This window comes from Mycobacterium sp. NGS34, from assembly GCF_059812845.1.
In genome coordinates this window covers 984,777-995,808 of the sequence record NZ_JCALDM010000001.1, presented here as the reverse complement: position 1 = coordinate 995,808, position 11,032 = coordinate 984,777, and the positions used below count along the sequence as shown (strand labels likewise).

The following is an 11,032-nucleotide window of genomic DNA, read 5'->3' as shown; positions in this document are numbered from 1 at the left end:
AGGGTGAACTGGCCGACGTTGCTGATGCCCTTGCGGAAGAAATCCTCGCAGCCCGTCAAATAGTGCATATAGCGCTCGTAGACCTCTTCGGACTGGATGGCGATCGCCTTTTCTTTGTTCGCCTCTAGATTGGCCGCCCAGATATTCAGCGTCCGTTCATAATGCTCGCGCAGCAATTGCACTTTTTCGACGGAAAATCCAGCCGCCGGCGCCAGTGCCACAATGTCTTCCTGCGCTGGCAACTGCCCGCCCGGGAAAATTTCCATGTAGATGAATCGCGTGAATCGTATGTCCTTCATCGTCAGCGTGATGCCGCGCTCGTGCATCTGCTTCTGTGAATGCCCCAAAATTGTGTGCAAGAGCATCCGACCGTCATCGGGAAGGATGTCATAGGCGCGGTCGAAAAACGCGGGCCAACGCTCGGCCTTGAACGCCTCGAATGCCCCTATGCTGACGATCCGGTCGACCTTGTCGTCGAACTCTTCCCAGCCCTGCAGCCGCACTTCGACGTCGCGCTCGGTCGGGATCGCCGCCAGCCTGGCCTTGCTGTACTCAAACTGATTGCGGCTGAGCGTAATTCCGATCACGTTGACATCGAATTTCTCGACCGCCCGCTGCAGCGCCCCGCCCCAGCCGCAGCCGATGTCGAGCAGCGTCATCCCGGGCTCGAGGTTCAGCTTTCCCAGCGCCAGGTCGAACTTCGCATTCTGCGCTTCCTCGAGGGTCATATCGTCTCGCTCGAAGTAAGCGCAGGTGTAGCCCATTGTCGGGTCTAGGAATAGCGCAAAAAACTCGTCCGAAACGTCGTAGATGGATTGCGACTCTTCGTAATACGGCTCCAACGAAGTCATGGTTGCCCGATACACCTCTCGTTTGTTGACCCGGAGGATAATATCGGATGCGCAGATCGGCCGCTACAGGGCCACGCGGCGGCGTCAGTAATTATAAAAACCCTGGCCGGACTTTTTGCCCAGCCGACCGGCCTCCACCATGCGCAGCAGCAGCGGCGGCGGACCGTATTGCGGTTCTTTGAATTCTTCGAACATTTTATCCGCGATGAGTTTGAGGGTGTCGAGGCCGACGAGGTCGGACAGCCGCAGCGGGCCCATCGGGTGCGACAGCCCGGCGACGACGGCCTTGTCGACGTCCTCGACGGTGGCGAAACCGGCCTCCACCATCCGGATCGCGGACAGCAGGTAGGGCACCAGCAGCGCGTTGACCACGAAGCCGGACCGGTCCGAGCAGCGCACCACCTGCTTGCCCAGCACCGCGCCGGCGAACTGCTCGGTGCGGGCGGCGGCGGCCTCGTCGGTGACCAGCGTGCTCACCAGCTCGACCAGCGGCAGCACCGGGACCGGGTTGAAGAAGTGCAGCCCCAGCACGCGTTGTGGGTTCTTGGTGGCCGCGGCGACCTTCATGATCGGGATGCTGGAGGTGTTGGACGCCAGCACGGCGTCGGGATCGGTGATGACCCGGTCCAGCTCGGCGAAGAGCTCGGCCTTGACGGCCTCGTCCTCGACGATGGCCTCGATCACCAGTTGGCGGTCGGCCAGGTCTTTGAGGTCGGTGGTGAAGGTCAGCTTGCCGAGCGCGCGGTCCCGCTCCCGCTCGGTCACCTTGCCGGCGCTGACGCCCCGCTCCAGCGACTTGACGATGCGGTTGCGCCCCGCCGTGATCAGCGCCTCGGTCGGCTCGTACACCGTCACGTCGACTCCCGCGCGGACGGAGACCTCGGCGATGCCGGAGCCCATCTGCCCCGCACCGACAACCCCGACCCGCTGGATCGCTGCGTCGCTCACTTGTTGTCTCTCTCCCGAGTCGTATTGTCATGCACCGCAATAGGCCCCGCCCAGCGTGGCCGGGCGGGGCCAATGCTACTTCAGCCGCGAGCAGACGCAGACTCGCATGATCTCAATCGCAAACGTGCGATTCCGCGTCTGCTCGGCAGACTTCAGAGGCTCAGTGGAACTGGCCCTCTTCGGTCGAACCGGTCAGCGCCGTGGTCGACGAGGTGGGGTCCACCGTGGTCGCGATCCGGTCGAAGTAACCGGCACCGACCTCGCGCTGGTGCTTGGTGGCGGTGTAGCCACGCTCCTCGGCGGCGAACTCGCGCTCCTGCAGCTCCACGTAGGCGCTCATCTGGTTGCGGGCGTAGCCGTAGGCCAGATCGAACATCGAGTAGTTCAGCGCGTGGAACCCGGCCAGCGTGATGAACTGGAACTTGAATCCCATTGCGGCAAGCTCCTTCTGGAACTTCGCGATGGTGCCGTCGTCGAGGTGCTTGCGCCAGTTGAACGACGGCGAGCAGTTGTACGCCAGCATCTGGTCGGGGAACTCCGCCTTCACCGACTCGGAGAACTTGCGCGCCAGCTCGAGGTCGGGCGTGCCGGTCTCCATCCAGATCAGGTCGGCGAACGGGGCGTAGGCCTTGGCCCGCGCGATGCAGGGCTCGATGCCGTTCTTGGTCCGGTAGAAGCCCTCGCGGGTGCGCTCGCCGGTGATGAACGGCTGGTCGCGCTCGTCGACGTCGGACGTGATGAGCGTGGCCGCCTCGGCGTCGGTCCGGGCGATCACCACGGTCGGAACGTCGCAGACGTCGGCGGCCAGGCGCGCCGAGGTGAGCGTGCGGATGTGCTGCTGGGTCGGGATCAGCACCTTGCCACCCAGGTGACCGCACTTCTTCTCCGAGGCCAGCTGGTCCTCCCAGTGCGAACCCGCGACACCGGCCGCGATCATGGCCTTCTGCAGCTCGAAGACGTTGAGCGCGCCGCCGAAGCCGGCCTCGCCGTCCGCCACGATCGGCGCCAGCCAGTTCTCCACCGACCGGTCGCCCTCGACCTTGGCGATCTGGTCGGCGCGCAGCAGCGCGTTGTTGATCCGGCGAACCACCTGCGGCACCGAGTTGGCGGGGTACAGGCTCTGGTCGGGGTAGGTGTGGCCGGACAGGTTGGCGTCACCGGCGACCTGCCACCCGGACAGGTAGATGGCCTTCAGGCCGGCGCGCACCTGCTGTACGGCCTGGTTGCCGGTCAGCGCGCCCAGCGCGTTGACCCACTCCAGGTCGTGCAGCTCTTCCCACAACACCTCCGCGCCGCGGCGGGCCAGGGTGTTCTCCTCGACGACGGTGCCTTGCAGCGCGACGACGTCCTCGGCGGTGTAGGTGCGCGTGACGCCCTTCCACCGGGGGTTCGTGTCCCAGTCGTGCTGGATCTGCTCGGCGCTCTTGGGGGTGCCAACGACGGACATTGGGCTTACTCCTTAAACGGTCATCATTGCTTGAGTTAACGCTGAACGGTCCACGCCAACCGGCTTGCGACGGTAGCTATGGCTCAACTTCACTGGCGTGCTAACTCGAAGATGGCACAGCTTGTTCCTGCAGGTCCACCCGTTTCATTTGCGAATTTCCGCCACACGATCGAACGACTTTGCAAATATTGCAAAGATGAACGCTAACTGAACCGTTTCAGAAGCTACCGGTCGGTAACCATATTTCAGCAGGTCAGAACGGGAATTGACGGGACCGGGGGTACCGCTACAAAGCGAAGATCGCGGCGACGGCTTTCGTCTCGTCCCCGACGGCGTATGTGAGCGTTGTAACAGCGCGGTCGGCCAGGTCGGGACCGAACTGATCGGTCGAGCCGGCCGGGTGGACGTGCGAGATGATCTCCAGCTTGTCGCCCAGCGCGACCGGCGCCTCGTGCTCGATCGTGGTGCGCAGCGGCCACTGCAGCAGCTCGGGGTGCGACGCCAGGTAGTCCTCGATGACGCTCCAATACACCGAGTTGTTCATGTGGTCGAACAGGTCGATGTCGGTCACCCGGACCGGGAACTCGTGGATCTCGGTCGCGTCGTCGCGGCTGCCGGGCTTGAGGTAGCCCTTCCACTTGAGGCGGTTCACGGAGGTGGTCTTGTGCAGTCCCGCCAGGAAGTCGTCGGCGATGCGCGACGGCATCTGGGTTTCCCGATTGATGTTGATCCAGAACGCCTCGGATTCGATCAGGCCACCCTTGCGTCCGTCGATGCGGACCCGCATCTCGCACCAGCGGTTCGAGGTGCCCGAACACCAGCGCCGGCACCGCAGCATGTCCTGGAACTCGATCGGGCGGATCAGGTCGACCATGGTGCGCCGGACGATCCACAGCGGATGGGTCTCCTCGAAGCCCATCTCGCGAAGCTGGTCCTGGCCGATGTCCTGGATGTGGCGGGCGGCCGCGTCCAGCCGCAGCCGGCCGGTGCGGTCGATGTCGCCGACCCGCAGCGGCCACTCGCGACCGAACACGTCGGGATGGCCGTCGGGAACCGGCATCAGTTCTTTGTCCAGGCTCACGGCTTCCCTCCCTCCGGATCGCTAACCCAGGTTAGCCCCCATACCCGACGCGGATAATGCCAAATAGCAACTCGGAAACACCAATCCTGACCCGAAAGCGCGGCGGTGCCAACTCTGCGAACCGGGCCTTCGCAGCGCCGGGTACGATTCGTTAGGTGGCCAAAACTTTCGTCGGCGCCCGCGTTCGGCAACTCCGCAACGAGCGCGGGTTTTCCCAGGCCGCGCTGGCCCAGATGCTGGAGATCTCGCCCAGCTACCTCAACCAGATCGAGCACGATGTTCGCCCGCTGACGGTCGCCGTGCTGCTGCGGATCACCGAGGTGTTCGGGGTGGACGCGACGTTCTTCGCCTCCCAGGACGACACCCGGCTGGTCGCCGAGCTGCGCGAGGTGACCATGGACCGCGACCTGGACATCGACGTCGACCCGACCGAAGTGGCCGAGATGGTCAGCGCCCATCCGGGGCTGGCCCGCGCGGTGGTCAACCTGCACCGGCGCTACCGGATCACCACCGCGCAGCTGGCCGCGGCCACCGAGGAGCGGTACTCCGACGGCAGCGGCAGCGGATCCATCACGATGCCCCACGAAGAGGTGCGCGACTACTTCTACCAACGCCAGAACTACCTGCACGAGCTGGACACCGCCGCCGAGGACCTCACGATCAAGATGCGGTTGCACCACGGCGACCTGGCCCGCGAGCTGACCCGCCGGCTCACCGAGGTGCACGGGGTGCACATCGTCAGGCGCATCGATCTCGGGGACAGCGTCCTGCACCGCTTCGACCCCGGCACCAAGACGCTGGAGATCAGCAATCACCTCTCGCCGGGTCAGCAGGTGTTCAAGCTGGCCGCCGAGTTGGCCTTCCTGGAGTTCGGCGACCTGATCGACAGCCTGGTCGCCGAGGGCAAGTTCACCAGCGAGGAGTCGCACACGCTGCTGCGGCTGGGGCTGGCGAACTACTTCGCGGCGGCCGCGGTGCTGCCCTACCGCCAATTCCACGACGTCGCAGAGAACTTCCGCTACGACGTCGAGCGGCTGTCGTCGTTCTACTCGGCCAGTTACGAGACCATCGCACACCGGCTTTCGACGCTGCAACGGCCGACGATGCGGGGCGTGCCGTTCTCGTTCGTCCGGGTGGACCGCGCCGGCAACATGTCAAAACGTCAGTCGGCCACCGGTTTTCACTTCTCCTCCAGCGGCGGGACGTGCCCGCTGTGGAACGTCTACGAGACGTTCGCCAACCCGGGCAAGATCCTGGTGCAGATCGCCCAGATGCCCGACGGGCGCAACTACATGTGGGTGGCTCGCACCGTGGAGCGCCGCGCCGCGCGGTATGGTCAGCCCGGTAAGACCTTCGCGATCGGGCTGGGCTGCGAGCTCCGCCACGCGCACCGGCTCGCCTACTCGGAAGGACTCGACTTGTCGGGTGATATCGCCACACCGATCGGCGCGGGCTGCCGGGTCTGCGAACGCGACAACTGCCCACAGCGGGCGTTCCCGGCGTTGGGCCGCGCGCTGGATCTGGACGAGCACCGCAGCACCGTGTCGCCGTACCTGGTGAAGCAGCCATGAGCGCGCCGGCCGGCCGGATCCCGTCGGGGCGGTTCCGCGAGCTGGGGCCCATCAACTGGGTGATGTCGAAGGCGGCCGCGCGCCGGATGGGGGTGCCGGAGATGCACCTGTTCACCACCCTGGGACAGCGCCGCGCGCTGTTCTGGACCTGGTCGATGTACAGCGGGCGCCTGCTGCGGGGCCGGCTGCCGGCGATCGACACCGAGTTGGTGATCCTGCGGGTCGCGCACGTGCGCGGCTGCGAATACGAGCTGCAGCACCACCGCGGGATGGCGCGCCATCAGGGCCTGGACGACGACCTGCAGGCCGCCATCTTCGCCTGGCCCGAGACGCTGGACCGGGTCGAGGCGCGCCTGACCGTGCGGCAGCAGGCGCTGCTGGCGGCCACCGACGAGTTCGTCAAGGGTCGCACCGTCACCGAGGACACCTGGCGGCAGCTGGCGACGCACCTGGATCGGCGCCAGCTCATCGAATTCTGCTTGCTGGCAAGCCAATACGACGGCCTGGCCGCGACGATGTCGGCCCTGGCGATCCCGTTGGACAAGCCCCGCTAGAAGTACACGTCGGCCAGCACCGCCAGCGTCAGCGCCAGGGGCGCGACCGGCAGGCCGAGGCCGAACCCCGACCACGCGTATTTCCCGCGGCGGCGTTGCACGAGGCCCCACAGCACGGCAACGACCGCGAGCACGGCCGAGCCGAGCAGCACCGGCGGGGCCCAGGTCCCCACCGCCGCGTTGTCGTCGGCGATCGAAAAGGCCACCAACCACAGGACATAACCCGCGGCGACGCCGCCGAGGACGCCAATCACGGTGTCGCTGCGGATCATTGGCAGACTCAGAAGTTGATCATGTGGCCGGTCAAGCCGTGGAAGCATTCCTGCAGCGCCTCCGACATGGTCGGGTGGGTGTGCACGTTGCGGGCCAGCTCGGTGGCGGTGAGGTCCCACTTCTGGGCCAGCGTCAGCTCGGGCAGCAACTCGGACACGTCGTGGCCGATCAGGTGCCCGCCCAGCAGCTCGCCGTACTTGCTGTCGGCGACCAGCTTGACGAAGCCGCTCGGGTCGCCCACCCCGTGCGCCTTGGCGTTGGCGGTGAACGGGAACTTGGCGACCACGACGTCGTGGCCTTCCTCGCGGGCCTGCTCCTCGGTGAGCCCGAAGCTCGCGACGTTGGGCTGGCAGAAGGTCGCGCGCGGCAGCATGCGGTAGTCGCCGAGCGCCAAAGTCTCGGCGCCGGCGATGGTTTCGGCCGCCACCACGCCCATGGCCTCGGCGACGTGGGCGAGCATCAGCTTGCCGGTCACGTCGCCGATCGCGTAGATGTGTTCGACGTTGGTGCGCATGTAGTCGGTGACGCCGATCGCCTTGCGGTCGGTCAGCGCGACGCCGGCCGCCTCCAGGCCGTAACCCTCGACGTTGGGCGCGAAACCGATGGCCTGCAACACCTTTTCGGCCTTGAGGTCCTCGGACTTGCCATCCTTGCTGACGGTGACCGTGACCACCGCGCCGTCGTCGTTGATGGCCTCCACCTTAGTTCCGGTCAGGACCTTGACGCCGAGCTTCTTGAACTGCTTCTCGATCTCCTTGGACACCTCGGCGTCCTCGTTGGGCAGCGCGCGCGGCAGGAACTCGACGATGGTGACGTCGACGCCGTAATTCTTCAGGACGTAGCCGAACTCCATGCCGATGGCCCCCGCGCCGGCGATGACGATCGACTGCGGCAGCTCCCGCGTCAGGATCAGTTCCTCATAGGTGACCACGTTTTCCGACAGCGACGTTCCCGGGACCAGCCGGGTGCTGCTGCCGGTGGCGATGATGACATTGTCGAACGTGACGGTATCGGTGCCGCCGTCGTTGAGGTCGACGGACAGCGTGTGCGGGTCGGTGAACCGGCCGTACCCGTGGATCTCGGTGATCTTGTTCTTCTTCATCAGGAAGTGCACGCCGGCGACGCGGCCCTCGGCCACCTTGCGGCTGCGGTCGAAGGCGACGCCGTAGTCGAAGGTCGCCTCGCCGCCGATGCCGAAGGTCTGCGCCTCCTTGGTGAAGATGTGCGCGAGTTCGGCGTTGCGCAGCAACGCCTTGGACGGGATGCAGCCGACGTTGAGGCAGACTCCGCCCCAGTACTTCGGCTCGATGATCGCGGTGTTCAATCCGAGCTGCGCGGCGCGGATGGCCGCGACGTATCCGCCGGGACCGGCCCCGAGGACGACGACGTCATAGTGAGCAGTCACGAGCCCTACCCTAATGGGCTAGTACGGGATGACGCCGATCAGGCAGTGGCCGGTGTGGGCACAGTAGTAGTAGCCGTACAGCGGCGCCGCGGCGGCGACCGAGGCGAACGGCCCCGACATCACCGCGAGCGACAGCGCGGAGATCAGCGGCCTGCCCTCCGCCATCGCCAGCAGCACGCCGCCCACCGCGCAGGCCACGACGTAGACCAGGACGGTGAACACCGCGGGCGTCTTGCCGGTCGAGTGATACCACCAATAGAACAGCCCGAGCCCGACCACGCCCGCCACGATCCACCCGCCGAAAAGCACCAGAACCAGGTGCCACCACCGCAGGTACTGGTAGCGACCGGGCACGGTGACCGGTTGCACCGGCAGGCCGCCGCCGTCGGCCCCGGCACCCTCGTCGGCGGGCACCTCCTTGACCTTCGGTGCGGCCTCGGCCTCCTCGGGCGGCCGCGGGCCGGGGGCCTCGTCGTCGTCGTCGGAGAAGTCCGGCACCCACGATTGCGTCCCGGTGTCCTCGTCGTCAGCCACCGCAGGTCACCCGCAGCGCGACGAGCACGCCGAACCAGCCCGGCCCGAGCGACAGGATGAACGCGCCCAGCGCGGTGACCCAGCGGCGCCCCGAGAACAGGACCGTCAGCAGGCCGAGCGCGCCGGGAGCCCCGAGCACCAGCGCGACGGCGACGTCGGGCCGGATCCTCGCGTGGACCAACACGGTGAGCGCGACCCCGGCCAACAGCCCGACCGCGCAGCCCATCAGCATGGCGCCGGCCAGCAGCCAGGGGCGCGGGAGCGGGATCACGCTGACGAGGGTAGCGCCGTCATCCGGCGTCGACGGCCACCACGCGCCCGCGCGCCGCCGGGCGTTCGCCGCGCTCGTAGGCGGCGCCCGTGATGACGGGTCCGGCCGCCAGCTCGGCCTGCTCTTCGTCGGTGAAGACGCGCCCGCGGGACAGGAACCGCACGCCCTCGGGCGCCTCCAGGCTGAACCCGCCGCCGCGCCCGGGGACGACGTCGATGACCAGCTGGGTGTGCTTCCAGGTCTGGTACTGCGGGCCCGAGATCCACACCGGCACGCCGTCCCCGACGTCGAGCACGCCGAGCAACACGTCGCGGTCGCCGACGAGGAAATCCCCGCGCGGGTAGCACATCGGCGACGACCCGTCGCAGCAGCCGCCGGACTGGTGGAACATCACCGGGCCATGCCGCTGCTGCAACGACTCCAGCAGTTCCGCGGCCGTGGCGGTGATGACCGCACCGGCGGTATCACGGCGCCGCTCTCCCCCGCGAGCGGGAGGTGCCCCCACCTCATCGCTGCGCTCTGCATCGTCGCCGGCGACCATCAGAAGAATCCCTGCGCCTTTTCGGCGTAAGACACCAGCATGTTCTTGGTCTGCTGGTAGTGGTCGAGCATCATCTTGTGGTTCTCCCGGCCGATGCCGGACTGCTTGTAGCCGCCGAACGCGGCGTGCGCGGGATAGGCGTGGTAGCAGTTGACCCACACCCGGCCGGCCTGGATGTCGCGCCCGGCCCGGTAGGCGGTGTTGCCGTCGCGGCTCCACACGCCGGCGCCCAGGCCGTAGAGGGTGTCGTTGGCGATCGAGATCGCGTCGTCGTAGTCGGTGAACGACGTCACCGCCACCACCGGCCCGAAGATCTCCTCCTGGAAGATCCGCATCTTGTTGTTGCCGCCGAAGATGGTCGGCTGCATGTAGTAGCCGCCGGAGAGGTCGCCGCCCAGCTCGGCGCGCTCGCCGCCGCAAATCACCCGCGCGCCTTCGTTTTTGCCGATCTCGATGTAGGACAGGATCTTTTCCATCTGATCGTTGGACGCCTGCGAACCCAGCATCGTCTCGCTGTCCAGCGGGTCGCCCTGCCGGACCGCCTTGGTGCGGATCGCGGCCAGCTCGAGGAACTCGTCGTAGATGTCGGCCTGGATCAGGCTGCGCGACGGGCAGGTGCACACCTCGCCCTGGTTGAGGGCGAACATGGTGAAGCCCTCCAGCGCCTTGTCCTGGAAGTCGTCCCCTTTGGCCATCACGTCGGAGAAGAAGATGTTGGGGCTCTTGCCACCGAGCTCCAGGGTCACCGGAATCAGGTTCTGCGAGGCGTACTGCATGATCAGCCGCCCGGTGGTGGTTTCGCCGGTGAACGCGATCTTGGCGATCCGGTTGCTCGACGCCAGCGGCTTGCCCGCCTCGGCGCCGAAGCCGTTGACGACGTTGAGCACGCCGGCCGGCAACAGGTCACCGATCAGCGACATCAGGTACAGCACCGAAACCGGCGTCTGCTCCGCGGGTTTGAGCACCACCGCATTGCCGGCGGCCAGCGCCGGCGCCATCTTCCACGCGGCCATCAGGATGGGGAAGTTCCACGGAATGATCTGTCCCACCACGCCGAGCGGCTCGTGGAAGTGGTAGGCGACGGTGTCCTCGTCGATCTGCGACAGCGAACCCTCCTGCGCACGGAGTGCCGCCGCGAAATACCGGAAGTGGTCGGCCGCTAGCGGGATGTCGGCGGCCAGCGCCTCGCGGATCGGTTTGCCGTTGTCCCAGACTTCGGCGACCGCCAGCGCGGCCGTGTTCTCCTCGATGCGGTCGGCGATCTTGTTCAGGATCGCCGCGCGCTCGGCGGGCGCGGTCTTGCCCCACGCCGGGGCCGCCGCGTGCGCGGCGTCCAGCGCGTGAGCGATGTCGGCCTCGTCGGAGCGGGCGACCTCGCAGAAGGTCTGGCCGGTCACCGGCGTCGGGTTTTCGAAATAGCGGCCGGCCGCGGGGGCGACCCACTGGCCCCCAATGAAGTTCTCGTACCGGCTTTCGTACGACATCAATGCCCCGGCGGCGCCCGGACGTGCGAAAACAGTCATCTGCCCGCTCCTCATTCGACCGTGTGTAACACA

The 11,032-nt window shown here is 66.8% G+C and carries 12 protein-coding genes; 2 read left to right on the top strand and 10 right to left on the bottom strand.

The window, feature by feature from the left end; genetic code table 11:
• The 4 genes from AC5Y7V_RS04830 to AC5Y7V_RS04815 all read right to left on the bottom strand — a co-directional run.
• Positions 1–851 (bottom strand): cyclopropane mycolic acid synthase family methyltransferase (locus tag AC5Y7V_RS04830; RefSeq protein WP_499878876.1); only part of this gene is annotated, 851 nt, incomplete at its 3' end.
• An 84-nt stretch (positions 852–935) separates the two neighbouring features.
• On the bottom strand, positions 936–1,799 hold the full coding sequence (locus AC5Y7V_RS04825; RefSeq protein ID WP_499878875.1) for a 3-hydroxybutyryl-CoA dehydrogenase: 864 nt from the start codon (positions 1,797–1,799) through the stop codon (positions 936–938).
• Positions 1,800–1,959: 160 nt separating this feature from the next.
• Complete coding sequence (gene aceA, locus AC5Y7V_RS04820; RefSeq protein WP_499878874.1) at positions 1,960–3,246, bottom strand: isocitrate lyase; 1,287 nt, start codon at positions 3,244–3,246, stop codon at positions 1,960–1,962.
• 286 nt (positions 3,247–3,532) lie between these two features.
• Entirely contained in the window at positions 3,533–4,327 is a 795-nt protein-coding gene (locus AC5Y7V_RS04815; RefSeq protein ID WP_499878873.1) for an acyl-ACP thioesterase domain-containing protein, read from the bottom strand.
• Between the two features lie 155 nt (positions 4,328–4,482).
• Between AC5Y7V_RS04815 and ramB the strand changes: the two genes are divergently transcribed.
• Together ramB and AC5Y7V_RS04805 are read left to right on the top strand one after the other, a co-directional pair.
• Positions 4,483–5,898 carry an acetate metabolism transcriptional regulator RamB gene (gene ramB, locus AC5Y7V_RS04810; RefSeq protein ID WP_499878872.1) on the top strand — a complete coding sequence of 472 codons (1,416 nt, stop codon included), beginning with the start codon at positions 4,483–4,485 and terminating at the stop codon, positions 5,896–5,898.
• Positions 5,895–6,452: a carboxymuconolactone decarboxylase family protein gene (locus tag AC5Y7V_RS04805; RefSeq protein WP_499878871.1), complete on the top strand. Its 558-nt coding sequence runs from the start codon at positions 5,895–5,897 to the stop codon at positions 6,450–6,452. The genes ramB and AC5Y7V_RS04805 overlap by 4 nt, the downstream gene beginning before the upstream one ends.
• Here the strand turns inward: AC5Y7V_RS04805 and AC5Y7V_RS04800 are convergent.
• Genes AC5Y7V_RS04800 through adh form a run of 6 tightly spaced genes read right to left on the bottom strand, consistent with a single transcriptional unit; the run spans position 6,449 to position 10,999 of the window.
• On the bottom strand, positions 6,449–6,724 hold the full coding sequence (locus tag AC5Y7V_RS04800) for a hypothetical protein (protein WP_499878870.1): 276 nt from the start codon (positions 6,722–6,724) through the stop codon (positions 6,449–6,451). The two genes, AC5Y7V_RS04805 and AC5Y7V_RS04800, sit on opposite strands and share 4 nt — an antisense overlap.
• Positions 6,725–6,732: 8 nt before the next feature.
• Complete coding sequence (lpdA, locus tag AC5Y7V_RS04795; RefSeq protein WP_499878869.1) at positions 6,733–8,130, bottom strand: dihydrolipoyl dehydrogenase; 1,398 nt, start codon at positions 8,128–8,130, stop codon at positions 6,733–6,735.
• 18 nt (positions 8,131–8,148) lie between these two features.
• On the bottom strand, positions 8,149–8,664 hold the full coding sequence (locus tag AC5Y7V_RS04790) for a hypothetical protein (RefSeq protein WP_499878868.1): 516 nt from the start codon (positions 8,662–8,664) through the stop codon (positions 8,149–8,151).
• Positions 8,657–8,935: a putative holin gene (locus tag AC5Y7V_RS04785; RefSeq protein WP_499878867.1), complete on the bottom strand. Its 279-nt coding sequence runs from the start codon at positions 8,933–8,935 to the stop codon at positions 8,657–8,659. Before AC5Y7V_RS04785 ends, AC5Y7V_RS04790 begins: the two co-directional genes overlap by 8 nt.
• Positions 8,936–8,954: 19 nt before the next feature.
• Positions 8,955–9,476 carry a DUF779 domain-containing protein gene (locus AC5Y7V_RS04780; protein ID WP_499878866.1) on the bottom strand — a complete coding sequence of 174 codons (522 nt, stop codon included), beginning with the start codon at positions 9,474–9,476 and terminating at the stop codon, positions 8,955–8,957.
• The gene (gene adh / locus AC5Y7V_RS04775; RefSeq protein ID WP_499878865.1) at positions 9,476–10,999 is read right to left on the bottom strand and encodes an aldehyde dehydrogenase; all 1,524 of its coding nucleotides are present in this window, start codon (positions 10,997–10,999) and stop codon (positions 9,476–9,478) included. The genes AC5Y7V_RS04780 and adh overlap by 1 nt, the downstream gene beginning before the upstream one ends.
• Between the last annotated feature and the right edge of the window lie 33 nt (positions 11,000–11,032).

What these genes read in the sequence shown, in the direction of transcription:
- AC5Y7V_RS04780 (WP_499878866.1), bottom strand. Translation starts at nt 9,476, where the DNA reads ATGGTCGCCGGCGACGATGCAGAGCGCAGCGATGAGGTGGGGGCACCT.
- AC5Y7V_RS04805 (WP_499878871.1), top strand. Translation starts at nt 5,895, where the DNA reads ATGAGCGCGCCGGCCGGCCGGATCCCGTCGGGGCGGTTCCGCGAGCTG.
- AC5Y7V_RS04800 (WP_499878870.1), bottom strand. Translation starts at nt 6,724, where the DNA reads ATGATCCGCAGCGACACCGTGATTGGCGTCCTCGGCGGCGTCGCCGCG.
- aceA (WP_499878874.1), bottom strand. Translation starts at nt 3,246, where the DNA reads ATGTCCGTCGTTGGCACCCCCAAGAGCGCCGAGCAGATCCAGCACGAC.
- adh (WP_499878865.1), bottom strand. Translation starts at nt 10,999, where the DNA reads ATGACTGTTTTCGCACGTCCGGGCGCCGCCGGGGCATTGATGTCGTAC.